19 protein-coding genes and 1 riboswitch are annotated in these 25,535 nt (G+C 48.5%); of the genes, 6 read left to right on the forward strand and 13 right to left on the reverse strand.

The window, feature by feature from the left end; translation table 11 throughout:
• Positions 1 to 115: 115 nt before the first annotated feature.
• Complete coding sequence (locus UCH007_RS00475; RefSeq protein ID WP_012881465.1) at positions 116 to 955, reverse strand: DegV family protein; 840 nt, start codon at positions 953 to 955, stop codon at positions 116 to 118.
• A 191-nt stretch (positions 956 to 1,146) separates the two neighbouring features.
• On the opposite strand from UCH007_RS00475, the gene UCH007_RS00480 reads away from it, so the two are divergent.
• Both UCH007_RS00480 and UCH007_RS00485 read left to right on the forward strand, forming a co-directional pair.
• Positions 1,147 to 2,451 (forward strand): LemA family protein, encoded by a 1,305-nt coding sequence (locus tag UCH007_RS00480; RefSeq protein ID WP_046960758.1) that lies wholly within the window; start codon positions 1,147 to 1,149, stop codon positions 2,449 to 2,451.
• Positions 2,452 to 2,519: 68 nt separating this feature from the next.
• Positions 2,520 to 4,439, forward strand: coding sequence for an endonuclease/exonuclease/phosphatase family protein (locus tag UCH007_RS00485; protein ID WP_046960759.1), 1,920 nt, complete (start codon positions 2,520 to 2,522; stop codon positions 4,437 to 4,439).
• Between the two features lie 72 nt (positions 4,440 to 4,511).
• Here UCH007_RS00485 and UCH007_RS00490 read toward each other — a convergent pair whose 3' ends face one another.
• The 9 genes from UCH007_RS00490 to UCH007_RS00530 form a co-directional block, all read right to left on the reverse strand.
• The gene (locus tag UCH007_RS00490) at positions 4,512 to 4,994 is read right to left on the reverse strand and encodes a HyaD/HybD family hydrogenase maturation endopeptidase (RefSeq protein ID WP_023651803.1); all 483 of its coding nucleotides are present in this window, start codon (positions 4,992 to 4,994) and stop codon (positions 4,512 to 4,514) included.
• A gap of 2 nt (positions 4,995 to 4,996) precedes the next feature.
• Entirely contained in the window at positions 4,997 to 6,577 is a 1,581-nt protein-coding gene (locus UCH007_RS00495; protein WP_023651804.1) for a nickel-dependent hydrogenase large subunit, read from the reverse strand.
• A gap of 30 nt (positions 6,578 to 6,607) precedes the next feature.
• A complete protein-coding gene (locus UCH007_RS00500; RefSeq protein ID WP_012881470.1) occupies positions 6,608 to 7,672 on the reverse strand; it encodes a hydrogenase small subunit in 1,065 nt (354 codons plus the stop codon).
• Positions 7,673 to 7,725: 53 nt separating this feature from the next.
• Positions 7,726 to 8,529 (reverse strand): 4Fe-4S dicluster domain-containing protein, encoded by an 804-nt coding sequence (locus UCH007_RS00505; RefSeq protein WP_046960760.1) that lies wholly within the window; start codon positions 8,527 to 8,529, stop codon positions 7,726 to 7,728.
• Between the two features lie 788 nt (positions 8,530 to 9,317).
• A complete protein-coding gene (locus UCH007_RS00510) occupies positions 9,318 to 10,391 on the reverse strand; it encodes an ABC transporter permease (RefSeq protein WP_023651806.1) in 1,074 nt (357 codons plus the stop codon).
• Positions 10,388 to 11,446: an ABC transporter permease gene (locus UCH007_RS00515; protein ID WP_023651807.1), complete on the reverse strand. Its 1,059-nt coding sequence runs from the start codon at positions 11,444 to 11,446 to the stop codon at positions 10,388 to 10,390. The genes UCH007_RS00510 and UCH007_RS00515 overlap by 4 nt, the downstream gene beginning before the upstream one ends.
• Positions 11,443 to 12,309 (reverse strand): ABC transporter ATP-binding protein, encoded by an 867-nt coding sequence (locus UCH007_RS00520; protein ID WP_023651808.1) that lies wholly within the window; start codon positions 12,307 to 12,309, stop codon positions 11,443 to 11,445. The genes UCH007_RS00515 and UCH007_RS00520 overlap by 4 nt, the downstream gene beginning before the upstream one ends.
• A complete protein-coding gene (locus tag UCH007_RS00525; protein ID WP_023651809.1) occupies positions 12,309 to 12,959 on the reverse strand; it encodes a TetR/AcrR family transcriptional regulator in 651 nt (216 codons plus the stop codon). Before UCH007_RS00525 ends, UCH007_RS00520 begins: the two co-directional genes overlap by 1 nt.
• 179 nt (positions 12,960 to 13,138) lie before the next feature.
• Positions 13,139 to 13,681 carry a DJ-1 family glyoxalase III gene (locus UCH007_RS00530; protein ID WP_012881476.1) on the reverse strand — a complete coding sequence of 181 codons (543 nt, stop codon included), beginning with the start codon at positions 13,679 to 13,681 and terminating at the stop codon, positions 13,139 to 13,141.
• Between the two features lie 293 nt (positions 13,682 to 13,974).
• Here UCH007_RS00530 and oadA point away from each other — a divergent pair, with 293 nt between their 5' ends.
• Complete coding sequence (gene oadA / locus UCH007_RS00535; protein WP_046960761.1) at positions 13,975 to 15,738, forward strand: sodium-extruding oxaloacetate decarboxylase subunit alpha; 1,764 nt, start codon at positions 13,975 to 13,977, stop codon at positions 15,736 to 15,738.
• Positions 15,728 to 17,224: an acetyl-CoA carboxylase biotin carboxylase subunit gene (locus UCH007_RS00540; RefSeq protein ID WP_012881478.1), complete on the forward strand. Its 1,497-nt coding sequence runs from the start codon at positions 15,728 to 15,730 to the stop codon at positions 17,222 to 17,224. Before oadA ends, UCH007_RS00540 begins: the two co-directional genes overlap by 11 nt.
• Here the strand turns inward: UCH007_RS00540 and UCH007_RS00545 are convergent.
• Entirely contained in the window at positions 17,221 to 17,508 is a 288-nt protein-coding gene (locus UCH007_RS00545; RefSeq protein WP_023651811.1) for a 2TM domain-containing protein, read from the reverse strand. The two genes, UCH007_RS00540 and UCH007_RS00545, sit on opposite strands and share 4 nt — an antisense overlap.
• 132 nt (positions 17,509 to 17,640) lie before the next feature.
• On the reverse strand, positions 17,641 to 19,443 hold the full coding sequence (locus UCH007_RS00550; protein WP_046960762.1) for an FAD-dependent oxidoreductase: 1,803 nt from the start codon (positions 19,441 to 19,443) through the stop codon (positions 17,641 to 17,643).
• 235 nt (positions 19,444 to 19,678) lie between these two features.
• Positions 19,679 to 19,870, forward strand: a riboswitch (cobalamin riboswitch).
• Positions 19,871 to 19,984: 114 nt separating this feature from the next.
• Here UCH007_RS00550 and UCH007_RS00555 point away from each other — a divergent pair.
• Both UCH007_RS00555 and trpD read left to right on the forward strand, forming a co-directional pair.
• Positions 19,985 to 21,016, forward strand: a complete 1,032-nt coding sequence (locus tag UCH007_RS00555; RefSeq protein ID WP_046960763.1) for a zinc-dependent dehydrogenase — start codon at positions 19,985 to 19,987, stop codon at positions 21,014 to 21,016.
• Positions 21,017 to 21,027: 11 nt separating this feature from the next.
• The gene (gene trpD, locus UCH007_RS00560; RefSeq protein ID WP_034377039.1) at positions 21,028 to 22,152 is read left to right on the forward strand and encodes an anthranilate phosphoribosyltransferase; all 1,125 of its coding nucleotides are present in this window, start codon (positions 21,028 to 21,030) and stop codon (positions 22,150 to 22,152) included.
• A 136-nt stretch (positions 22,153 to 22,288) separates the two neighbouring features.
• On the opposite strand, the gene UCH007_RS00565 is transcribed toward trpD, so the two are convergent.
• Positions 22,289 to 25,477 carry a PAS domain S-box protein gene (locus UCH007_RS00565; RefSeq protein WP_046960764.1) on the reverse strand — a complete coding sequence of 1,063 codons (3,189 nt, stop codon included), beginning with the start codon at positions 25,475 to 25,477 and terminating at the stop codon, positions 22,289 to 22,291.
• Positions 25,478 to 25,535: the final 58 nt, after the last annotated feature.

Raw genomic sequence — 25,535 nt, forward strand, 5'->3', positions numbered from 1 at the left:
GGGTAGGAAAGAAAACTCCCCGTATATAAAGTATAGCATGTACCGATCTTTGGGATAATACAAAAAGGGGGGATTACGCCCCCCTCAATTAAATACAGTATCTATTATATGATTATCAGGCTTCTTTATATGCTACCCATAGAGTGCCGGGTCCGCCGTGAGTACCCAGAACAGCTCCCAGCTGGGCAATGATGGTCTGGTCTTTGGGGAAAATATCACTAAGCATTTCGGCCAGTTTATGGGCGGTCTCCGGAGTGGTGGAATGAATTACGCTAAGATCTACGATATTTTTCCCTGTTTTGGCAAATTCTACCAGCCGTTCCAGACCTTTGGCGGTGTTGCGTACCCGTCCGCAGGGCTGGTACTCTCCGTCCGCCACTGTAAGTACGGGTTTAACCCCCAGTAGGGAGCCCATCAGTATTTTGGCTTTGCCCAGCCGTCCGCCTACCTGAACGTAACGCAGGGTATCAAAAAAGCCCATCAGTTTTATCTTGGGGATATTGTTTTTACAGTCTTCAACAATATCGCCCAGCTTTTTGCCTGAGCGGGAAGCTATGGCGGCAGCTTTGATAATAAGCCCCATCCCCATGGAGAGCAGGCGGGAATCTATAACCTCTATAGGGCAGCTTACCCCTGAGATTTTGGCACCTTCCATGGCGGATTGGTAAGTGCCGCTGAATTTGGATGAAATATGTATGGATACAATACCGGTGGCGTTGTCTTTGGCCAGCTCACGGTAGACATTTGCAAAATCTTCGGGGCTGGGCTGGGAAGTTTTGGGGTGAATGCCGCCGTTTATAAGCCTGTCAAAAAAGGTTTCCTTGTTTATATCCACTCCGTCACGGAATACTTCATTTCCAAAATGCACATAAAGAGGCACAACCGTAATACCCAGATTTTTTACTATATCAGCCGGTAAATCAGCTGTGCTGTCAGTTACTATCTTGATAGTCATCAGGACCTTATTAACTCCTTGTTGAAATTTTCGGGCAGTGCACACAGTATACTTGTATAATCCTGTTGTGTAAAATTTTACTAATGCAATTAAACAAATGGTAATATTGTAAATGTTAATTCGGGGGTTATCCGTCTGAAAGGCGGGTATGTTATTATAAAGACCCTGTAATTTGCATAGGGGAGTGGCAAATGGAACTTCAGATTTGGGGTTATCCGGTTTTTGCACTCGGTCTGACAGCTCTGGTGCTGGCATTCCGGACCATGCGCCGCAAACGGCTGGTAGATGATATCCCCACCTCGCGTACCCGCGGGGTTTTTATTGGTCTGGTTGAGCTTAAAGGCACTGCCGAAAGCGAAAAACCTTTTACCGGCTTTCTTTCTGCCGAGAAATGTGTTTATTACCATTACAAGGTGGAGGAACGCTGGTCACGCATGGTGACTGAAAGTTATACCGATGCCAAAGGGCATGTCCAGTTCCGTACCCGCCAGGAGAGCGGCTGGACACAGGTGGCTTCCGGTAAAGAGATGCAGCCGTTTTACCTTAAGGATGAAACGGGGATTATCCTGATTCAGCCGGAAGGTGCGGATATTCAGCCCAAAAACCTGTTTAACAAAACCTGCGGGCGTAATGACCCGCTTTATTATGCCAAAGGTCCGCAAGGGAGTGTAGCCAACTCGGACCACCAGCGCCGTTTTACCGAAGAAGCTCTCCCTTTGCATGCAGAGCTTTACATAATGGGTCAATCCAGAGAGAGACAGGATGTGGTTGCCCCTGAAATAGCCAAAGACAAGTCTGCCCCCCTGTACGTAATTTCCACCCGGACTGAAAAACAGATAAGCCGCCGTTACAGCGGCTGGTTCTGGTTTTGGATAATACTGGGTTTGCTGATATCTTTGGGCAGTGGCTTGCTCTTGTCTCAACGGGATACGGAGAGCTTTAACCCGGACTGGGGAATTGTGGCTTTGTGGTCTGGGTTTTTCCTGCTCAGCTGGCTGCTGGGTTGGCTGTGGGCGGGTTATAACAGTCTGGTTGGGCTTAGAAACAGGGTTTGCCAAGGATATGCCCAGGTGGATATTCAGTTGAAACGACGTTTTGATCTGATACCCAATCTTGCAAAGAGTGTGGAGGGATTTAGCAGGCACGAGCGTGAACTTCAGGAGATGCTGGCCGAAGTACGTACTGTCTCAAAGGTAAACGGCCAGGATACTATGGATATCAAGGGTGCATCTGCCATACTGGTTTTTAATATGGAAAAATACCCCGAACTCAAAGCGGATACAGTGTTTCTGAAACTGCAGGAGGAACTGGCGGCTACCGAGTCACGGATAGCTCTGGCCCGTGATTATTATAATTCTATAGCTACTTTTTACAATACCCGCCGCGAAATATTCCCTGACCATCTGCTGGCCGGTATTTTCGGTTTTAAAGAACGGGTGCTTATAAATGCCAGTGATTTGGAAAGAGCGGCGCTTAAAGTAAAACTGGCTGAATAAGTAAACAACTTTTAAACATAAATGTTTTCAACGGGTCAACCTTGGTTAGAGAGTGAGGTACGGCAGGTATGAGGGGATTTCTTCAGGCAAAGCCGGGTGCAGTGGAATTTTTATTGCCGGCAATGGTTTTGACCCTGGCGATAAGTTTGTTTCCTCTATTCAGTTCGGGTATGACCTGGATACTGGGTGACCGCTTCGGGCAGGGGGCAGGGGTGCTGGGACTAATTGCCCTTGTTATTTTCGGTCTGTCCTTTCTGGCAAAGCCCCTTCGCCGGTTTTTGTGCAGTTACAAAGCCATTATCTTCAGTGCAGGCGGAGTGGCTATATTGAGTCTGCTTGCCCAGATAGGCTTTGCCGAGCCTCTTATAAACTTTATCTGCTCTGCTTTGGGGTTGTCCCTGTTTGCTGTTTTCTTAGCTGTTTATCTGGATAGTGCCCGGGTGCGGGGGGCATCTTCAGTGGGGCATTTCGGGGCGGGTGTTGTCTTCGGCTTGCTTCTTAATACCGCTTTGTCTGCCGGATTTGGTACTTATGACCTGATAAATCAGCCTTCGGTTTTTCCTTTGCTGATTAGCACCGTAATAGCGGTGTTTATATTATTTTTGCTTGGGGTGCATATGCCTCTGGCTGAGGGGCCGGCTGCTAGTAACAACGGCCTGGGCTGGCTGGTGATAGGGCCATTCCTGTTTTTAGAACTGGTAGTTTTCGACAATATTGCCCGCTTGTCTGCACTCAGCGGATTTTCCAGCCCGGTTGCCTCGATATTTGTGCTGGGGGCTCTTTCACTGGGATTGGTGGGTATACTCTGGGTATTTTCACTCCACCAAAGACATATCAGGCTGCTGACCCTGATTGCCAGCTTGTGTCTTATACTTTCACTGACAAGTATTTCTGAAGAGGTGGCTTTTATGAGCCTTATCCAGCAGATGCTTGGGCAGCTGGCAGTGATACTCCTGTTCGGGGTGATTCTTCGCTATATTGGCGGCAGAAAGGCTGATGGAGTGGGTGAAAGCCTGAATCTGCCTAACGGGCTGGGTATGATTTTATTCGTTATACTCCTGCTGGGGTATTATGCGGTGTATCAGGTGGCTGTGCCGTATGATAATACAGTCTTAGAGCTTGTGGCCGGGCTTATAGTGGTGGGTTTGGGTTTGTATTCGGGGCGGGAGTGCCTGCCTTTGCTGGATTTTAAGGGTGAACGCTTTATTTTGCCGGCTATGTCCATACTGCTTTTGACGCTGCCCCTTTTAGGTTTGCTTACCTATAAAACGCCTCCGGCTGCACCTCAGTTTAGCGACACTCTGCGTATTATGACTTATAATTTACATAACGGGTTTAACACCCAAGGCAGATTGGATATGGAAGCTCTGGCAAGAGTGATTGAAAATAGCGGGGCGGATGTGGTGGCTTTGCAGGAAATTTCCCGCGGCTGGGTGATAAGCGGGCGGGTGGATATGCTTGAGTGGCTTTCCCAGCGGCTGAATATGTACTCTGCTTTTGGGGCTACCGCCGGTGAATACTGGGGGAATGCCATATTATCCAAATACCCCATACTGGATACCCATAATGTTAGTCTGGAAAGTGACGGGCTGCCTATAAAACGTGGCTATCTGAATGCGGTGCTGGATTTGGGGGGCAGGTATTTGTATCTGGCGGCCACCCATTTGCATCACGTACCTGAGGAAGGGGATGTGCGGCTTATTCAGGCAGGGGAACTGGCAGATTTCTGGGATAATGCTCCCTCTACCGTAATGCTGGGTGATTTCAATGCCGAACCGAACTCTGCGGAGATAGGTTTGCTGCGTCAGGCAGGTCTTTCGGATAGTCTGGAAGGACAGACATCTGTTCTTACCTACCATTCAGCAGATTTATACCAGAGGATAGACTATATCTGGGCTTCACCTGATATAGTCTATGTAGATTCGTTTACTATATTTAGTCTGGCATCAGACCATCTGGCTGTTATAGCCGATATACGTCTTTCCTGAGGATATTTTAGTAATAAAAAATGGGCGGTGAAAAGCCGCCCATTTTATTTTCAGTTTTTACACTTAAGGGGGTTATTTAATGCCCAGCTCTTCCTTCATCATTTCCACTACTCGGTTTACTGCTTTATCTACTGCCGGGGTCAGCTCAAATCCCGGTGCCATGCTGCCGGGCTGGATGCCGTAAATAATAATATCTTTGGGCATAGCGTCATGATATTTGGCCAGATTAAGTATTTCCATCAGCCCCATCTGGTGGAAAGAGATATCAATTTTTTGCTCGGTCTTGATATCCTCGGGGCGGAAGCGGTATATCATGCCGGGTTCGTCTCCGCCGTGAACCGCATCCAGTATGAACATTTTTTCGCGGCCGGATATAACGTCCAGCAAATCCATGGCAGCAGTGCCGCCGTCATACAGCTCTACATCTTCAGGAATAGGAAACCGGGATAGCCGCTCTATGCAGCGTACCCCGGCACCTTCATCACTTAAGAGTATATTGCCTGTACCCAGGACCAATATAGGTTTGGGAGATTCATCTCCCGGATTAAAAAACATACTTAGTAAACGCGGAAGCGGCTGATTTCATTGCCGGTGGGTGAGACCAGATGAACGGCACAAGCCAGACACGGGTCAAACGAGCGGACAATGCGAACCAGCTCAAACGGATTATCGTTATCACGTACCTTAGTACCGACAAGAGCCTGCTCAACAGGACCGTAAACACCCTGATTATCTTTGGGTGAACAGTTCCAAGTGGAGGGCACTACGCACTGGTAGTTGCTTATCTTGTGGTTTTCAATCTTTATCCAGTGGCCAAGAGCACCGCGGGGAGCTTCCCAGAGACCCATGCCTTCGGCACTTTCGGGTATTTCGTAATCAGCGCACACAGGTTCGCCAATCTTGAGTTCCATAGCCCACTTGACCATTTCATCAGCTACGATCTTGCATTCAAGGGCACGGGCGGCATGTCTGCCGAGTGTGCTGAAAAGGGCGGCAGGGCCGGCACCGAAATGAGCCAAGGTATCGTTTACCATCTTCTGAACCACGGGGTCACCGGCTACGTAGTTAACCACCATACGAGCCAGAGGGCCTACTTCGTAGGGGGTATTCTCGTATCGGGGGGCTTTCAGCCAGGAATAGCCGTCCGGCTTGGTAAATTCAGGTTCGGTTACTTCGTTCAGGGGGTATTCATTGGTTTCACCGCTGAACCAGCTGTATTTGATTGATTCGGTAATCTTGTTGGGATCAAAGGTGCGGAGTTTCAGGTCAGAAGCGGAGACCACACCCTGAGTGAAGAGTCTCTGGCGGGTAGCCAGATTAGTGCCGTTTGCTTCAAGATCAAACACACCATAGCTGAGCAGATTGCCGCAACCCACACCGATACCGAAGTAATCAGGATAGGTTTCGGCTACTGCAATAACGTCAGGCAGATATACATTGTCAATAAAGTGACGCAGGGTATTCAGCTTGCTCATAAAGTTTGAGATGCTGTCTATGCTGGGGTGTGAAGTAACACCGCCGGCTACCACTGCTACACTGTGCGGCATGCGTCCGCTGTAAATAGCGGAAAGTTCGTGAGCAAGACGGCGCATGTTCAAAGCTTCAACATAATGGGCAACTGCGGCCTGGGCAACCTTCTTGGGAAGGCGGTAATCACCTTCGTATCTGGGGTAGAAGGGAGCCAGCATGGACATATCACCGGCAGCCAGAGCCCGGGCAATAAAATCCTTTACTTTTAAAAGTTCAGGATCAGTACCATCATAATCGGCTACTTCGGTTACGTCTACGAAATCCAGAGCGGCCAGATGGTAAAAATGAACTATATGGGAAGCAATATAGTTAGCACCCTGAATAAGGTTGCGGAGTATCCGCCCGTTATTCGGTATTTTGTCAGCTACGCCAAAGGCGGAGTCCAAGTTTAAAGCGGCGGTAGTGCCGTGGGATGTGGGGCAGACGCCGCAGATACGCTGGGTAATATGAACAGCATCACGCGGGTCACGGTCTTTCATAAATATTTCAAAGCCGCGGAACAGAGTGCCGACACATTTGGCATCTTTAACCTCACCGCCGTCTACGGTGGCTTCGATTTTTAGATGACCTTCAATCCTCGTTATGGGATCAATTACTATCTTCTGCATTTTCTTCTCCAAAGGTAAGATTACGGTCTACTAACCCTTTTTCGCGGCATTCCGCTTGGCTTTTTTAGCGAGCTCTACAGCAGCCACACCGGCAGTCAGTACCACGGCAGTGCCGGCAATACCGATAGCCAGTTTGTCAGTACTATTGATAACAGGTGGGGCTTCAAACATGGGAGAAACCTCATCCGGGAAGCCGGGGTGAGCACAGCCGATACACGGCGAATCAGCTTCCACGCACCAACGGGTTTTATTGTTCCAAAGCCTGTCAGAACAATCAGCATATGTCACCGGACCTTTGCAGCCTACAAGGAACAAACAGTAAGGCTCAGACAGCTTGGTGGCAAATAAACCCTTTTCATAGTGGCCGCGGCGCGGACACTGGTCATGAAGCAGTTTGCCGTAGTAAGCCTTGGGGCGACCCATGTCATCAAGGTCAAGTGCATCAAGCCCGCTCATAAGTACGGTAGCCAGAGTGCCCACTACCCAATCCGGGTGAGGGGGGCAGCCAGGCAAATTTACAACCGGGGTAGTTATATTGTGCTCTTTAAGAATCTCTGAAACGGCTTTGGCGCCAGTGGGGTTGGGGGCAGAGGCAGTGATGCCTCCGAAGGCGGAACAAGTACCGGCAGCTACCACGGCCAGTGCCTTGGGAGCAAGGTTCAGTACATGCTCAAGCATGGTGATACCTTCGCCGTCTTTTTCGCCGATTTCAGCGTAAACTCCGTCATCTTTAAGAGGTACAGAACCTTCGATTACCAGTACAAACGGTCCTTTGGCGGCAGTATCGGTAATAGTGCTCATGGCCAAATCACCCTGAGCGGCCATAATGGTGGGGTGGTACTGCATGGATACATGAGTACCGGGCACTACCGAAGTCAGCAGTAAGTCCTGGATAGTGGGTGAGACAACGTTGATAGTAGAGATAGTGCAGCCATTGCAGCCTGCACCCTGCAGCCATATAACCGGGATTTCTTTCAAAGCCTCGGCGAACATTTTTTCAAACTCGGGGAGCTTTAAAGCACCCAGACTTAGGGCGGCAGTAGAGCCGGCGGCTAGCTGTACAAAATCCCGTCTAGTAAGTTTAGTATTAAACATTTTTCCTACTCCATTCCAAAGTGGTTCTTTTGTCTAAACCCGCTTACGCCGGTCTAGTGCTTGCCAGCCTTATTTCCAGCATGCTCGGCATCGTGTGCCTGAGCCTGAATTCTGCGGCCGCGGAAGTACCATACACCAACCATCAGCGAAGCTACTATGGAGATTTCCAAAGGTATATTGCCAAGGAATTCTCTGGTAAAGCTGGGGAAGAACTCATGCTCGTGCATGTCAAAGCCGAGTTTTTCGGGATGGACGCTGCTTAAGTATAAAACATGAGTACCGCCGGCTTCTTTTTCGCCGTAGACATAGGGGTAATATCTGTCAGGGTTGTTTGAAAGTCTTTCATAGGCTTCGGCAAGCAGGTCAGCCCGTTCGCCGAATTTAATAGCGCCGGTGGGGCAGGTAGTTGCACAAGCCGGTTCCATGCCTTCATCTACCCTGTTCCAACACATAGTGCATTTGGTGATTTTAGCCCAGTTGTCATCCCACTCAAATTTGGGGATTTGGAAAGGGCAGGCATTTTGACAATAGCGGCAGCCGAAGCATTTATCTTGATCCCAGACTACTGCGCCGTTAGGCCGTTTGTGGAGGGCACCGACCGGACATACTGAAACACAGGCCGGTTCATAGCAGTGTAAACATCTTTTATGAGCGAAGATCCATTGAAGTTTTCCGTCTTCTTCAATCTCCCTGCACTCCAGCAGGTTGTAGTTGAATGCATTCTGTTCCAGGGGATTGGTCACTTCAGGACTGAAAGTTGTCTTGACAGCGGGGTTTTCGTTCCACTGTTTACAGGCTACCTGGCAGCCTCGACAACCAGTACATCTAGTGGTATCAATCAGCATTCCATTAGGCATTCCTGTTGCCCCCCTTGTGCTTTAATCTATAAAGGGCATCGCCCTGTATTGCATAAACCAAATGCCATTGTGCAGGCATTTTGCAAAAGAGGTATAAAACCCATATTGTCTAGAATACCTCTAAATGCTACTCACGTGCAACTTGCAAAGTTCTAATACTTTCCTTCTGCCTTAAGTCCGTTGGCACTAGGCCTTTTTTCGGCCAATAGCAGACGGAGTCCTGATTGGTAATTGATGTATTGTAACATACAGGTTTTTACATCGTCAAAGGGGTATTAGTACTTTGATACTAAGTCTTAATCGTAAAGTAAAAAATATTGTATATATTTTTACAAAAGATTATAAGGAACTAATATTTTTGGAAGTTATCTGTAATAGAGCAGGCCGGAATACCTTGCGGTTTGTCTGCTAAGCGAGGCATTTTAACACCCTTAATACTGAGTGTCAAACAGATTCTTTGCTTTATAAATACGGTAGGCTGAACACCTGTTCAGTTTGCTTAAGGCGGTACGGATGCAAAAGGATGCTGTTTTCTTCTATGGAAGAGTGTATGGCAAGGAAAAGCTGACGCAGGAGGTTTTAACTTATCTGGTTGAGTAAACTTAGCCAGAGATGGTATCTAGAGAGTAACAGCATCTGACATGGCTAATACGATAAACCTGATGTGATTTGAATAAATAGCCAGGTTTTTCCTCTATAGTATTCTGTTTGCAGCAGTATCTGGATAAGCATAAAAAGCCGCCCGGTTCTGGACAGAGCGGCTTTATGTTTTAACCCAAAGAATTTTGTCAGGTATAAAGGCGCAGGGCAGAGTTTGACATGCGTTTGACTACGTTGGAAACCACTGCCAGCAGTATAGCCACCAGTATCACGGTTATCCCTGCGTTCAGGGCTATATCAGACCAGCCGGCATCATATATGCTCAGGTCTACTACCGGTTTTAAGATGTAATAGGTGGGGAAGAAGTAGCCTATCCACTGGGGTATCTGGGGGAAGAGGTAGATAAAAGCCGGCCCGAAAAGGAGCAGCCCGCCAAACTTCCAGACGGCAAAAAGGGTGTTCATATCCTTTATAAAGGCACCTGCCAGAAGCCCCAGCAAAGACGCCATTAGCGAACCCAGTACCAGCATCAGTACCAGCGGCAGAGGGGCATTGCCGAAAGCTGAGTTCATACCGAGTATAATAAGCCCCATAATTAAGCCCAGCAGAGTGCCTATGGCCCCCTTGGCGGTAAATATTTCGCCCAGAGTGGCCGGGGTGATATTGACTGCTTCCAGAGTGCGTTTTTGTTTTTCATCTATAAGGGAACTGGCCGGCAGCATCAGTCCGCTGAAGAACATGGCCATGAGTACCACGAAGGGAAACAAACGGTCAGACCAGGGTACGTTCTGCTCATCTCCCAGTGAGATGGAGTTTATCTCCACCGGCACTTCCGCTCCGGTAATCTGTCTGGCGGTATCAGCCAGCACCGCCGGGATAATCATGCGGTTTTTAGCCAGGCTTTCCCCCCAGACATAGGCACTAGATTTAAGGGTATTGGTCTGGAGAAGGGTGGTATCAAAATCCGCCGGCAGTACCAGCCCCATGTCTACCGCACCGCTTGTGGCCGCCTCTTTAAGGGCGGCTTCGTCAGGGTATTCCTTAATAAGCAGGGTATTATTGTCTTTTAGCAGGCTTACAAGCTGGGAGTTGCCCAAATCAGTCAGCCCCAGCTTGGGTTTTTCCGAAAAAATATTACCGAAAGCCAGAGATATAAAAAGGGAAATAAGTATGGGGGTTACCACTACCATTATAAAGGTAACGTCCTTAGGGCCGTGGATTACTTCGCGGTTAAAAAGGGTGATTATATGCTTTATGCTCATTGGTAACGCCTCCGCAGGACAACAATACCGGCTGCTACTATTACGGCGGTAAAGCCCAGCAGGATAAGCAGGTTTCCGCCCACTACGCTTAGGTCTGCCCCGTAGTTAACCACCCGGTTTACGGTATCTGTCAGGTAGTACGAGGGTATTACCTTAGCCCAGCTGCTTATCAGGCCGGGGAACATTATGCCCATGCCGGGTATAGCCAGAATAATAAACAGCAGCATCCCCCAGGCGGTCACTGACATAAGGCTCTTGGTAAGCGAGGCTAGCAGGAAGCCCAGCCCGGTTACCATAAGGCTGCCCAAAATAAGCACGCTTAAGGTTATAAGCGGCTGGGAGCTGAACCCGCCGACCAGCAGCATAAAGAGCACCACCTGCCCCAGCGCCATGCCAACCCCTATTATACCTTTGGCGGCAAAGAGTTCGGGTACGCTCATAGGGGTTACCAGCAGGGCTCTGGCCGTACCCTGTTCGTTTTCTTCGGCTATCAGGCTGGCCAGACTGAGTATTTCCATCATAAGTATAAATATGGCCAGCAGTGGTACCATCCGGTTGCGCATGGGTATCTGTTCACCCAGCATATCCTGTCCCATTACCTGCTCGTTGGTATCGAATGTAAGAGACTGGCCGGTCTGGATATATGACAGCTCTTTTACCATGCTGATTATGGCATCCCGCAGCTCAAGCGGGGCGGATGAGGAATAATATATTTCTATTTCGGGTTTGCCGCCTGAAGCCCAAACCTGCATGATATCTTCCGGCAGGGCAATAACCGCTTGGATATCCCCGTTTTCCACTGCGGCTTTAGCTTCATCAAGCGAGTCATAGCTGGAGAGGCTGTTTGCCGGGTCTGCCACCAGTACTGAAAATGCCGGCGGCATGACCGGGGCGTATATACCCGCTTTAAGCTGTTCGTCCACTTTGTTGGGCATGATAAAGAAGATAATGATATAAAATACCAGCCCGACAATAGTCATCAGCATATAAAAGCGGTTTTGTAGGAAAAGGGAAAAATCCTTTTTCAGCAGGGCTTTTATAATGCGAAAGTTCATTCGGTCAGCCTCCGTCCGGTTATCTTTATAAAGATATCCTCCAGAGTGGCTTCTTCGCTGTGCAGGGTCAGCACCTGTTCGCTATCAAGGAGCTTGCTGACCTCTGCGGAGGTTTTACCGGTATCCAGGGCAATCTCTCTGTTTTCCAGTTTTCCGTCCGGGGTTTTTATCTTGGCTACCAGGGAACGTTTGCCGTACTGCTGTTTTAAGTTCACCGGGGTATCCAATGCGGCAATAGAGCCTTCGTTGATAAAGGCTACCCGGTCACACAGTTTGTCTGCTTCCCACATGTCATGGGTGGTTAAAAATATGGTTGCCCCCCGCTTGCGTTCTTCCAGTATGATGTCCCGGATAGATTCTGAAGATACGGGGTCAAGCCCGGAGGTGGGTTCGTCCATAAAGAGTATGCTTGGGGTGTTTACCAGAGAGCGGGCTATCATAAGGCGCTGTTTCATGCCCTTGGAGTAACCGGATACTTTGTCTTTTTCCCGTCCGCTCAGCCCCACCCTTTTTAAAAGAGCATAACCGTCAAAGTTTTTCACTCCGAACAGGTCAGCAAAAAGCTGGAGGTTTTCCAGAGCGGTCATTTGTTCGTACAGATTGGTCTGTTCAAAACAGATGCCTATCCGCCGGTGGATTTCCTCGGTATCTTTAGCCACATCAAATCCCAGCAGGGTAGCCCGGCCATCCTTCGGTTTGAGCTGGCCGGTCAGCATTTTCTGGGTGGTGGTTTTGCCTGCCCCGTTGGGGCCCAGAAAACCCAGAATTTCACCTTGTCCAACCTCAAAGCTTATCTGGTTTACCGCTTTCAGGTCTCCGTACCAGTAGCTCAGTTTTTCTACCGAAATTGATATTTGACTCATCAATTACTCCTTAAGCCAGTTTTTGGGTGCCTGTTATTGATATCCGGTATCAGGCAGGCATCGTTTTTAAAGAAGCCGTACATCATTATCCGGGAAAGTTCCATTATAAGGTTTATTTTGTCTTTGGCGGGTTCAAACAAGGCGGCGTTGGCATTAAAACCATCACGGACCACTTTCAGGTAAATAAATACCGCTTCTTCGGAAAGAGACGGGTCTACATATCCTTCAGCTTTGCCGTCCGCTATCAGTTTCTGCCACATGGGCTGGATTTCTTTCTGGTAGATTTCCTGTATCAGGGCGGCTACCTCATCATCCATGTGCACCAGTTTTTTCAGTATCTCTTCCGGCATTTTGCCGGCCATATCGTTTTTGTTGGAGAGTATCAACTGTATTTTACCGGGAAAGGGCAGGGGACGGGATATGATATCTTTTGCCTGTATCAGGCTGTTGTCTATTATTTTTTCCACCACCCCGTGCACCAGTGCTTTTCTGCCCCCGAAATTGTTGTAAATGGTAGTGGGGGAAACCTTGGCCTTGCGGGCAATATCTTCAATACTTACTTTGCCGGCATCATGTGAGTTCAAAAAAAGGTGGGTAGCGGCCGAGATTATTTTGTCACGGCTGGCAGTGCTCTGTTTGGTTCTGGTCAAGGGAATTTGCTCCCCCTTTGGAATATAATACTGTAGAAATGCTATAACCTTACTACAAGTAAGTCAATATCTTTCGGAAAATATTTTTTGCAAACAGGTGATGCTATGTGGAATAGTCAAGCTGTTTAAATACAAAAGGGGGCTTTTAGCCCCCCGTTTTATTTCAGATGGTGCGGTATCTAAACCAGCATTTCGTCACGTACCACCTTAGAGGCCTGGGGTTTGGCAAACATATCCATCAGGGTCAGGGCAAAATCCATGGCGGCCTGAGGGCTTCGCCCGGTAATAAGTTTGCCTTCCACCTTCACCCGCAGGTCACAGGCAGTACAGTTTTTTAGCAGGTGCTTAACCCCCGGATATATGGCAACCTCTTTGCCGTTTATCACCCCGGCTCTGGAAAGGACTGCCGGACCGGCACAGATAGCCGCCAAATATTTGTTTTCGGTATGGGCAGTGCGGATAAGCTCAAGCACCCGCTGGTCTTTGCCCATATTTATAAAGCCGGGATTACCTCCGGGCAGAACTAGTACTTCGTAATCTGTGGTCTTTAGGTCATCTATATACATATCCGGCATGATGCGGATTCCCCTTGAGCCGCCGGTAAGACCGTTTTTAAGCCCCACTATCTTAACCTCAAGGTCTGCCCGCCGGAGGATATCCGTAATGGTGCAGAACTCTATTTCTTCAAAACCTTCGGCTAACAAAACGGCAAAGCGGCTCATAGTTTCCTCCGAAAACAAATAAAAATAGTGATACCCGCACTCGGGAGCTTAGCCCATTTGGAGGATTAATATTATAGCCCAGAAATTTGCCGAAGTGAAATGTGCCTTTTTCAGCTACAAAGTCACAGGTTTGCAGGCCTTTGGAGTGAACGGCTAATGCTTGCCGTTTCTTGACAGTACAGTAGGGCTAAGATAGAATAAACTTCATTTCTGTCTTTTTGCCTCAGTATTTTCATATGTCCTGTCTGAGCGAATAGCAACCGGATTACTAATATAGACGGTAGGTTAATAATATGGGTATAAAGATAACAGATACAACTCTGCGGGATGCGCACCAGTCACTGATAGCCACCCGAATGCGTACCCGTGACATGATTGATATTGCCGCCAAACTGGATAAGGTTGGCTTTTATTCACTGGAAGTCTGGGGCGGTGCTACATTTGACTCCTGTATCCGTTTTCTGAATGAAGACCCCTGGGAACGTCTCCGACTGATACGCCAGAAAGCGTCCAATACCCCTCTTCAGATGCTTCTCCGCGGGCAGAATCTGGTGGGATACCGCCACTATGCAGATGATGTGGTGCGTGAGTTTGTCCGTTTGTCCGTTAAAAACGGCATAGATATTTTCCGGGTTTTTGATGCCTTGAATGATACCCGAAATATGGAAGTTTCCATCCAGACGGCCAAAGAGCTTAAGGCCCATGTTCAGGGTACTATCTGTTATACCACCAGTCCCATTCATACCGTAGAGAAGCTGGCCGAGATGGCAGTGGAACTGGAAAAAATGGGCTGTGATTCCATATGTATCAAAGACATGGCCGGGCTTATCACTCCTACCGCTGCCGCCCAGCTGGTCAAGTCTATAAAAGCCAAGGTCAAACTGCCGGTGGACCTCCACTCACACTGCACCAGCGGCATGGCGCCTTTGGCTTATTATGCTGCGGCCGAGGCCGGGGTGGATATAATAGATACCGCCTTTTCCGCCTTTGCCTGGGGTACTTCCCAGCCCACCACCGAAAGTTTCGTGGCCGCTTTTCAGGGTACGAAACTGGATACCGGGCTTAATCTGGAACTTATGAGCGAAATAGGTGAGGAATTTAATAAAATAAGTTCTACTTACCGCTGCCTTTATACCTGTGAAGCCACCCAGCCGAGTATCGGCGTGCTTCTCCACCAGATACCCGGCGGTATGATTTCAAACCTGGTCAGCCAGCTTCGCCAGCAGAATGCCTTTGACAAACTGCCACAGGTATTGGCCGAAGTACCCAAAGTAAGGGCGGATTTGGGCTACCCCCCGCTGGTTACCCCGTCAAGCCAGATTGTAGGTACGCAGGCCATTTTGAACGTGCTGAGCGGCGCCCGCTACAAACAGGTAACCAAAGAAACTAAAAACTATCTCATGGGGTACTACGGTAAAATACCCGGTGCGGTAAATGAAGAAATACGCAAAGCTATTATCGGTGATGAAAAACCCGTCAGTGTCAGGCCGGGGGCTTTACTTGAGCCGGAACTGCCCAAGATGAAAGCCGAAGGCGAAAAGTTGGGTATACTTAAAACCGAGGAAGACCTTTTGACTTATGCCATGTACCCTGAGGTAGCGGCCAAATTCCTCAAGGGTGAGTGCAAGGAAGAGTGCCTTTTGCCGTCCACCCCTGAAACAGACAAAGCTGCCAAGGCTGAAGCCAAAACCGAAGCTAAATCCGCTCCGGTCTTTAATGGTTCGGCTGAATACAGCGTTGAGGTAGACGGAGAAGTCTTTACGGTTAAGGTTTCTTCCAAGGCCGGTATAGTTGGTGAAGCCCCCAAGGCTGCTAAACCTACTGCCTCGCATCCAGGTGCGGTTGTTTCTCCCATGCAGGGTATGCTTCTTTCACTGAAGGTGAAGGAAGGGGATAAGGTAACCGAGGGTGAAGTAGTGGCTACCATAGAAGCTATGAAAATGGAAAATGATGTCACTGCCGCTGTAAGCGGGGTGGTTTCGGAAATATATGCCTACGAAGGCGAAGTGGTAGGCAGTAAAGACGTTATCATGGTGATTGAGCCAGATGCTAAATAAAATACTGGTTGCCAACAGGGGTGAAATAGCCATACGCATTATGCGTGCCTGCCGTGAGCTGGGCATAAAGACTGTTGCCGTCTATTCCGATGCTGATAAAGGTGCTCTCTTTGTAAAGTATGCAGATGAAGCTTATCATATTGGTCCTGCCCAGCTGTCTGAGAGCTATCTTAATATTAAAAAGATAGTTTCTGTTGCCAAAAAAGCGGGGGTAGACGGGGTTCACCCCGGATACGGCTTTTTATCAGAAAACCCCGGTTTTGCACTGGCTCTGGAAAAGGCCGGCATCAAATTTGTAGGTCCCAGCAGCCGGGTTATAGAGTTGATGGGCAACAAGATTGCCGCCAGGCGTGAAATGAAAAAAGCGGGTGTGCCGGTACTCCCGGGTACCGAGGGTTGTGTTTCCGGTATTGAGCAGGCCACCGAAGCGGCAGCAGCAATTGGATATCCGGTTATTATAAAACCCAGCGGCGGGGGTGGCGGTATAGGCATGCGGGTGGCCAACGGTCCGGATGAGCTTAAAGATGCCATAGAATCCTCCCAGAAAGTAGCCGGAAACACCTTCGGTTTAGCCGAAGTTTATATTGAAAAATATATATCCAAGCCACGCCATATAGAAATCCAGATAATGGGTGATTCCCAGGGCAATGTGGTTTATCTGGGTGAGAGGGAATGTTCTATCCAGCGGCGTTATCAGAAACTGATAGAAGAAGCCCCTTCGCCGGTTATTACCCCCGAACTCCGCAAGAAAATGGGTGAAGTGGCTATCAAGGCCGGCAAGTGGGTTAACTATGAAGGTGCCGGCACTATTGAATTCATCTTTTCAAACGGCCAGTTTTACTTCCTTGAGGCTAATACCCGGGTGCAGGTAGAACATCCGGTTACCGAAATGGTTACCGGCATAGATATAGTCAAAGAACAGATAATGGTAGCTTCGGGCAACGAGCTTTCTTTCAAACAAGAAGACGTTCAGATGCGGGGCTGGGCTATAGAGTGCCGTATCAATGCCGAAGATCCCTTAAATGAGTTTGCTCCCTCAGCTGCCAAGCTTAAGGGTTACCGTTCACCTGGTGGTATCGGGGTACGGGTAGACAGCGGTGTTCATACGCGTTATAACATACCCTACCTGTATGATCCTATGATATCCAAGCTTATTGTTTGGGGCCGTACCCGTGAAGAAGCAATAGCCCGTATGCGGCGCGCTCTTTACGAATACATTATAGTAGGTGTGAAGACCAATATCCCCTTTCACAAAGCGGTTATGGTCAATCCCAATTTTGTGGCCGGTAATCTGCATACCCATTTCATTGAGAAAGAAACAACCCTGCTTGATGAAATGAAACGCATTATGAGCGAAGAACAGCCTCTGGAAGAGAAGCTGTCTGAGATATTTGATGATACCCGGAGAATTGCCGCTATTGCGGCGGTTACTGCCTTGACCCAGCTTCCGGCTGAAATTGATGAAGATGAGATAACCGGCGTTTAGAGATTTTTCTTTAAACGCCCTATCTCTTTCTGGATTTCCTTGTTTTCCCAGTCACTTTCGTCGCGCATAAAGCCGAAAACACTCAGAAAGTGGAAAATCAGCCCTATACCCCAGCCGCCCAAGGGGAAAATAAACCATGGGTATGAACTGCCGGTAAATGCCCAGATACCTATAAGCATCAGGTTTATCACTATGTATACTGAAAGGTGATTGTAAAATTCCTTCTTTTCCTTGACCCTTTTCTGGGCAATGCGGTAGATTTCGTCGTCAGTCAGCTGTTTCATCTTGTATGCCTTCCTTCACTTGAAATTATGATTTATTTCCCCGGTGTAATCAAGCCCTCCGCGGGGCAAATCCGGGCATAAAAAAACTGCCGGGTTTTAAAGCCGGCAGTCTGCAAGTGCTAACAGTTATTTTTACTTGAAAAGTTTGGCAACAGCGGCAGCCAGTATCATAAGACCTATGGCAATAGGCAGAATACGGATAGCGTAGTTGTAGACGCTGTGCTTTTCTTCCAGAGCGGCTATTTCAGCCTGTCGTTTTTTGGCGGCGGCTTCATAACCGTAACCGCTGGTAATTGCATCCCAGTAGCAGGCATTTACGCACCGTCCGCAGTAGGTGCAGCTGGAGGTATCCAGACTATAGTCATGTACCTGGTGGACAATGTCACACCGCAAACATCTCCGGGCTTCTTTCTTGGCAGCAACGGGGGATAGAGTTTTTTCAATTTCCACCTTATCACCACCGGCTTGTTTAACCAGATTCAGCTCTATCTGAGAGCGGTTTTGTCCTTTGGGTTCGCTAAGGGGTTTGATATCTTTTTCAGGCGGGGCCAGAGTTTCATCCAGATTGCCCTCACCCCCCAGATATTTGTCAATCAGACCGGCTACCGAACGCCCGGCGGCCATAGCCTCAATGACCGAGCGGGCGCCGCTGATGCCGTCACCGGCGGCAAATACGCCGGGTTGGACTACGGTCAGGTAATCCGCACCGGGTTTTTCATCGGGAGTGACCGTGGTGATGACGGTATCTGCCAGTATCAAACAACGGGTATCGTTTATTATTTCATAATGAAGTCTATTGTCTTTGTCATATCCGTATGAGCGGATACGGAAGAGTTCCACTCCCTCAATTTTGTCATTAGATTTAACCAGTTTTACAAAATCCAATGAGGGGTGAACGGTTACGCCTGCATCTATTGCGCGGTCAACTTCTTCGGGGGAAGCTTCCTTGCTGCCGGTATGGCGGCTGCAAACCAGATGCACCTCTGAGACCCCTAGGCTCTTAGCGGCAAAGGCACTATTATAGGCTTCACTGCCGCCGCCTATTACAACTACCTTGTCGCCCAGGCTTTCTTTGGTGGATGATTTTATATTCTTTAGGAAATCACTGCCCTGCATCAGGTCTGATTCAACGGTTTCGTCGCAGGGGAGAAGAAGACCTTCGTCCAGACCGAGTACGCCGGTGGAAAGCAGAACCGAATCGTATCCCTGTTTGAACAGGGTCTGTACGGACTGCACCTGGCAGGAGGTATGGATGGTTACGCCCAGGTCGGTGATGGCCTTAATTTCTTTATTGAGTATATCTTTGGGCAGCTGGTGTTCCGGTATACTGTAAAACATCTTGCCGCCGGCATACTCCATTGATTCAAATATAGTTGCCTCATGTCCCAGCAGGGTTAAAAAGTAGGCTGAGGTAAGTCCGGCCGGGCCGGAACCGATAATAGCTACTTTTTTGCCGGTGGGCGGGGCAATTTTAAGGTTATTTTTCCAACTGCCGTCATCATTTTCAGCGGCATATCTCTTCAATGCCCGAATGGCAATAGGTTCGTCAAATTTCTGGCGCTGACATTCAAGTTCGCAAGGGTGAAAACAGACATAGCCGCACACGGAAGGGAAGGGTATTTTTTCTCTCATAACAGCAGTTGCGGCTGAAGCATTGCCGTCAGCTACGAAACGCACATAGCGGGGGATATCTAATCCAGCAGGGCAGGCACGTGTGCAGGGGGAGGTGCCAACCCGTTTGGTAGGTGTTTTATCCCTGTCCAGTTTGATAGCATCTACCGGGCAAACGCTGGCACACCGGTTGCACCCTGTGCAGCGGCTTTGGGTCCAGAAAAATTCACTGCCCTTGGTACGCTTGGTAGAGACTACCTTGCCGTCCTTTTGAATTTCTTCGGCTGATTCCAGTTTTTCTACAGGTGCTTTTGTTTTGGCCATATATGTCTCTTTTTTAAAATATTTACGCCTATATTTAAAAGACCTAGTTCCTGATATTATACTTGCAACATATAGTACATTGTCAATCCGTGAAGCCCGCTGTCGGGACAAGCAGGTTAATTCTACCACCCCTTCGGTTCTTTGGCCAACTTGGTGTCCGGTATCGGTGTGCAGGGATAAAAGAGTCTCAAACAGGGGATTGACAAAACAGAAATAACTAATTAAAATCAATTCTAATTGAATAAGGTCTGCCGGTGCTTTGTAACAAAAGCTTAAAAGGGAAGCCTGTTAAAATCAGGTGCGGTCCCGCCGCTGTGTACGGGGACGAAAACTGGAGTACGCCACTGTTTCATTGGAATGGAGCGGGAAGGCCCGGTGAGTAGGTTGAGCCGTAAGCCAGAATATCTGCCGGCATAGAGTTTCGCGGAAAATGGCCGTGGGAAATGGTAAATCCCTGAGCCGAAAGGTTTGGGGTTTTATTTTTTGTTTGAATCCTCAAACCTTGGTGGTTTGGGGATTTTTTTATTACGCGGGGTGAAATATGAAAGCGGTCTTGCTGGAAAAACCGGGAGAACTCCTTCTTGCGGAGGTGGCTACTCCATCCTGCCCGAAAGGCGGGGTACTCTTAAAGGTTTCCTGTTGTGCAATCTGCGGGACAGACGTAAAAATGTTTCGGCGGGGGCATCGTGACCTTAAGTACCCCCGCGTGCTGGGGCATGAAATAGCCGCCGAGGTAGTCTGCTCCGAACACCCTGATTTTAAGGCAGGTACCCGGGTGCAGGTTTATCCGGGTATTGCCTGTGGGGTTTGCCCGCTTTGCCTGCAGGGTAGGGAGAACCTGTGCGGGCAGGTGAAAATAATCGGTTTTAATTATGACGGGGGCTTGGCCGAATATATGGCACTTCCCCCTGAAAGCCTGCCTGGCGGGCTTAACATAATACCTGAGAATGTTTCAGATGAAGAAGCCTCTCTGGCAGAGCCGCTTGCCAGCTGTATTCACAGCCAGTCTGCTTGCCGGGTGGGGGACGGAGACCGGGTGTTGGTATTGGGGGCTGGACCTTTAGGGTTGCTGCAGACCATGCTCGCCAGATATAACGGAGCGGAACAGGTGCTTGTGGCTGAAATCCTGCCGGAGAGAGTGTGCGGAGCGGAACTGGCCTGCCCGGACGGGGTAATAGATTTGGGTAAGACCAGCCTTAAGCAGGGGGTTTTTGAGCAGACCGGCGGGGTTGGTGTGGATGTAATCTTAATTGCCAGTTCGGGGGTGGAAGTGGGAGAACTGCCCTCTGTTTTAAGCCCCGGCGGGCGGATAAATTTCTTTTCCGGCCTACCCAAGGACCGTTCTGGATTTACCATTGATGCGAATTCCATCCATTATCAGGAATTGATTTTGAGCGGCTCTTACGGCTCTACCGCAGCGGATAATGCTGAGGCTGTCCGCCTGATAGGGCAGGGAATTATACCCGTAAAGAGGCTTATCAGCCGGGTGACAGGTATTTCATATATAGAGGAGGCTTTTCTGGGAGTAGAAAGGCTGGAAGGTCTTAAAACCGTAATCAAATTTTATAAATGAAGGACACAAAAATGGATGAAAACAGGGTTAAAAATTTCGGGGCTGTCATAAGCCGCCTTATCTCAAAGGAAAATCTGAGTCGTGAGGAAGTAAAAGACTGTTTTTCCCAGATAATGCGGAATGAACAGCCTGATCTTCAGCAGGGTGCATTCATGGCCGCCCTAACTGCCAAAGGCGAAACGGCAGCTGAGATTGCCGGTGTCTGGGAAGCTATATATGAGCAGGATACAATTCGGGTGAGGCCTCTGGTAGATAAACCTGTGGTGGACAACTGCGGCACAGGCATGGACAGCCTGAAGACCTTTAACATCAGCACGGCTGCTTCCATTGTGGCGGCGGCGGGCGGGGTGGTACTGGCAAAACACGGCGCCCGAGCCCTTTCCGGGAGCTGCGGCACTATTGATATGCTGGAATCACTGGGTGTTGATGTGGAAACAGACGTTGAGACAGTCAAACGGAGTATTGAAACTGTGGGTATAGGCATTTTTAACGGTATGAGTGCCAAGGTTCACCCGCAGGCTCTTTTCCGTATTCTTTCCCAGATACGTTTCGGGACTACCCTTAATATTGCCGGTTCACTGGCAAATCCGGCTTTGCCCCATTATGCGGTTAGGGGTGTATATTCGGCTGAACTATTGCAGCCGGTGGCTGAGGTGATGCGCGAGATAGGCTATAAAAGAGCTCTGGTTATATACGGGTCTGCCCCAGGCGGACGCGGCATGGACGAGCTTTCAAATCTGGGTGAAAGCCATATTGCCGAACTATGTGAAGACGGGCAGATTATTAAGTACAGCTTGTCTCCGTCGGATTTCGGTTTGACGCCCTGTCTGACTGAGGAAATCGTAACTTCAGGTGACAAACAACGTGAAACTCTGAGGCTGCTGCGGATTCTTTCAGGTAACGACGAAGGGGCTGCTTTTGAAGTTGTTTGTTTAAATGCGGCGCCTGTTTTTTATATAGCAGGTATGGTTAAAAGTCTTCAGGAGGGTTATGCTAAGGCGGCAGAGATAATCCGTTCCGGTGCGGCTATTGCCAAGCTTCGGCAGTGGATAAAGGCACAAAACACCAACCCTGAAGCGGGTATTGCCCGGCTGGAGAGTCTGTTGGGTGAACTGGATGGGGCTAAAATCAGCTAAGGCTGTAGATATATGTGTTTGAAAGTGAGGTTGCCGGGGAGTAAGCTTGGGCAGCACTTCCGGCAGCCTTATTTCCCTTTTAAGATTGTAATTGGAAAATATGCTCTGACAAACGGGCGGGGTATAGGTAAGAAAACTAACCTGCTGTTTGGTTGGGGGTTTCAGCCGTGGACAGTGGCTGAATATCTGCAACCGGCAGTTCTATACGGAAAGTAGCCCCGTTTCCCGGGGTGCTTTCTACATATATTCTGCCGTTGTGTTCCTCAATAATACCATGGCAGATGGAAAGCCCCAGTCCGGTGCCTTTGCCGACCTCTTTGGTGGTAAAGAACGGGTCAAAAATACGTTTTATATTCTCAGGGCTGATACCGGGGCCGTTATCGGAAATACTGATTATTACGTGCTTGTTGTGCTGGCTGGTCTTGATAATTATCTGGGGGTGCTCTTTCAGTCGCAGGAAAAACTCTGCGTTGATAATAATATTTATAAGAACCTGCTGAATCTGGAAGAAGTCCAGCATCACCCGGGGCAGATCAGGATCAAGCTCAGTGATGCAGCGGATGTTATTAATCCGGTGGTCATGTTTGCGTAATTCAAGCACCTTATGGATACTCAGATTGATATCACCGGCTTCGCGGGTAGGTGGCTGTTGGCGGGCAAAGGTCAGTAGATTACGTACTACTTCGGCTGCCCGCAGGGCTTCACGGTGAATAGTCTGAACATCTTCCTTTATAGATTCTTCCAGTTCGTTCATCAGTAAAAGTTCGCTGAAACCTACAATACCGGTAAGGGGGTTGTTTATTTCATGAGCCAGACCGGAAGCCAGTTCACCCACGGAAGCCATGCGGTCAGTCATAATAAGCTGCTGTTCTATCTGCTTGCGTTCGGTAATATCTACGCTGAGTATTATTATGCCCTTAATCTCACCGGCATATCCGCGGAGTACAGCCCCGCTTATCTGGCTGAAATATTCGGTTCCATCCGGGCGTAAACACCGGAGCTCCAGATTGCGTATTTCATTCAGGCTGTCCGCCTGATTCATATATGACCTGGCCATATCACGGTCTTTAAGGGAAACAAACTCCAGTGCGTGTCTGCCTATCAGCTGGTCTTTACTGGTGCAGTTGTTCATTTTCAGCATGGTTTGGTTTATTTCGGTAACATATCCACTGGTATCCATAACCGCTATGCCTTCATTAACCCCGTTGAACATGCTGCGGATTTTTTCCTCCGAAGCTATCAGGGCGTAATGTGTTTGTTTCTGCTCAGTCATATCAGAGATAATGCAAATAGCGTTCAGTACACTGCCGTGTTCATCAAGCAGTGTAGAGCAGTTTACCATGACATCACGGTACTGTCCGTCCTTGTGCAGCATGCGGCAGTCTTTGTTGTAAATGATATCTCCGCGGTTCAGGCTGGCAATATGGTTGCGGACTTCGTCGCGGAAAGATTCATGAATAATATCCAGAAAGTTTGTACCCAGCATTTCGGCCGGGGTATACCCCAGAATTTCCTGAATACGCATATTGCAGTCGTTGATAATACCGTTCCGGTCAAATGAAATAATTATACTGGCGGCGGTTTCAAATATTGAACGGTAACGGTTTTCACTGCGGGTCAGGGCATCCCGGGCATTTTTCAGGCGGCTTATATCTGTAAAAGTGGTGTAAACCATATATGAATTTTCCTGATTTATGCGGAAAAGGGGAAGGGCGAACAGGTTTACCCAGCGGATTTCACCGGAAAGGTTGTTTTTTATACCCATGAAAACATTGCGTATGGCTTTCCCTGTTTTCAGGGCTGCTATCACCGGGTTTTCACCGGGCGGCATGATTGAGCCGTCCTCATGTACATATGTCCAAATGGGGTCGGCAATATTTACACCCAGCAGTTCGCTCTCGTGCCTGCCGAAAATGGTATTAGCTGCAGGGTTAGTTTCAATTATGATACCTTTATTATCAACATAAATAGCACCCTGAGCCATGGTTTCAAACAGGGTATGGTACTTTTCCTCGGACATGCGCAGGGCTTCTTCGGTATGCTTCAGTTCGGTTACATCTTCACCTGAATACAGTATGGAACTCATCTGCCCGTTTTTGCTGCGGATAGCGGTAGAATGCCAAAGAATTACTTTTTCCTGGCCGTCTTTAGTCAGGACTACATCCATATAGCGTTCGGGCAGTTCGGTTTTACCGGATATAATCTGTTTATACATGGAACGTTTTATCAGGCGGCGGTATCCGGGTATAAAATTTTCAAACCAGTTTTGCCCCAAGATATCCTGATACTCATACCCCAGTATCTGACAACCCCGCTTGTTAATCTGGGCAACAGTCTCATCTTCATTCAAGACAACTATAATTACTCCTGCGATATCCAGATAAAGCTGGGCTTTGTCCCGTTCTTCTTTAAGCCGTATTTCTGTCCGGGCAAGTTCCCTGCGCCGGCGTATTTTTTCTACCCCCAGTGATATATCTTGGGAGACTTCACGCAGCAGGGAGATTTCTTCCCTTCCGAATACATCCGGTTTATTTGAGCAAACGCATAATATACCCAGCAGTTCCTCTCCGAAATCTATGGGTGAACAAAGCAGACTGCGGCAATACTGGCAGTGTGTTGCATAGTTTTCAATTGGCTGGCTGTGAATATCCGGCACTACTATCAGACTGCGGCTTTTAATGGCCTGTTGTATGGGTTCACCCGGCAGGTGCAGGCAATGATGTGCGGGGCACGTTTCGGCTGAAAGATGGGGTTGCCCGTAGACAGCGTGGTAACGGGGTTCAACCATCTGCTGGTCAGGGGTTGCATAACCTATCCAGGCTACCTGATACCGTCCAGCATAAACCAGCCTTTCACATATCCTTTCCATAAGCTCTTCTTCATTATCTATATGGGTAATATGGTGGCTTATATCCCGTATCATGGACAGGATCTGATTAAGATTTTCTTCGTGGCTGATTACTCGGCGGTGGTTGTTGATTATCAGGCTTACCAGACTGCTGGCGCCCAGGGTTATTAAGACAAGTAAAAAAGTAATCGGCTTAAACAGGTTCAGTGTAACTAGCACCAGCATACCCGGAATAAGTATGCCGCTGGCCCAGAACATGGAAACTTTAAATCCCCAGCGCCAGGTGGCAATGGCAATAATAATTATGGTAGTGGCTGCTTCTACGCTGGTGGTGAAAAGTTGCCAGTTGGAATTTTGGACGAGGTCCGGAGGGGAAAAAACTGTATATAATCCCAGAACGATTACCAGTACGGATAAACCAGCGACGTATGTGAAGTATTTGTCCTTGAAAAGTGGAGGGAACTGTTGTTTTGTCACTGCTCCGTTCTTCCCTTCCCTTTTGCTGGTTTATATTAAACCAGAACCAATTTAATTA

Source organism: Dehalococcoides sp. UCH007 (assembly GCF_001010485.1).
In the GTDB taxonomy this organism is placed as follows: domain Bacteria; phylum Chloroflexota; class Dehalococcoidia; order Dehalococcoidales; family Dehalococcoidaceae; genus Dehalococcoides; species Dehalococcoides mccartyi_A.

Bases quoted from the DNA above. Each gene is read 5' to 3' on its own strand.
- UCH007_RS00475 (WP_012881465.1), bottom strand. From the start codon at position 955: ATGACTATCAAGATAGTAACTGACAGCACAGCTGATTTACCGGCTGAT.
- UCH007_RS00480 (WP_046960758.1), top strand. From the start codon at position 1,147: ATGGAACTTCAGATTTGGGGTTATCCGGTTTTTGCACTCGGTCTGACA.
- UCH007_RS00485 (WP_046960759.1), top strand. From the start codon at position 2,520: ATGAGGGGATTTCTTCAGGCAAAGCCGGGTGCAGTGGAATTTTTATTG.
- UCH007_RS00490 (WP_023651803.1), bottom strand. From the start codon at position 4,994: ATGTTTTTTAATCCGGGAGATGAATCTCCCAAACCTATATTGGTCCTG.
- UCH007_RS00495 (WP_023651804.1), bottom strand. From the start codon at position 6,577: ATGCAGAAGATAGTAATTGATCCCATAACGAGGATTGAAGGTCATCTA.
- UCH007_RS00500 (WP_012881470.1), bottom strand. From the start codon at position 7,672: ATGTTTAATACTAAACTTACTAGACGGGATTTTGTACAGCTAGCCGCC.
- UCH007_RS00505 (WP_046960760.1), bottom strand. From the start codon at position 8,529: ATGCCTAATGGAATGCTGATTGATACCACTAGATGTACTGGTTGTCGA.
- UCH007_RS00510 (WP_023651806.1), bottom strand. From the start codon at position 10,391: ATGAGCATAAAGCATATAATCACCCTTTTTAACCGCGAAGTAATCCAC.
- UCH007_RS00515 (WP_023651807.1), bottom strand. From the start codon at position 11,446: ATGAACTTTCGCATTATAAAAGCCCTGCTGAAAAAGGATTTTTCCCTT.
- UCH007_RS00520 (WP_023651808.1), bottom strand. From the start codon at position 12,309: ATGAGTCAAATATCAATTTCGGTAGAAAAACTGAGCTACTGGTACGGA.
- UCH007_RS00530 (WP_012881476.1), bottom strand. From the start codon at position 13,681: ATGAGCCGCTTTGCCGTTTTGTTAGCCGAAGGTTTTGAAGAAATAGAG.
- oadA (WP_046960761.1), top strand. From the start codon at position 13,975: ATGGGTATAAAGATAACAGATACAACTCTGCGGGATGCGCACCAGTCA.
- UCH007_RS00540 (WP_012881478.1), top strand. From the start codon at position 15,728: ATGCTAAATAAAATACTGGTTGCCAACAGGGGTGAAATAGCCATACGC.
- UCH007_RS00545 (WP_023651811.1), bottom strand. From the start codon at position 17,508: ATGAAACAGCTGACTGACGACGAAATCTACCGCATTGCCCAGAAAAGG.
- UCH007_RS00550 (WP_046960762.1), bottom strand. From the start codon at position 19,443: ATGGCCAAAACAAAAGCACCTGTAGAAAAACTGGAATCAGCCGAAGAA.
- UCH007_RS00555 (WP_046960763.1), top strand. From the start codon at position 19,985: ATGAAAGCGGTCTTGCTGGAAAAACCGGGAGAACTCCTTCTTGCGGAG.
- trpD (WP_034377039.1), top strand. From the start codon at position 21,028: ATGGATGAAAACAGGGTTAAAAATTTCGGGGCTGTCATAAGCCGCCTT.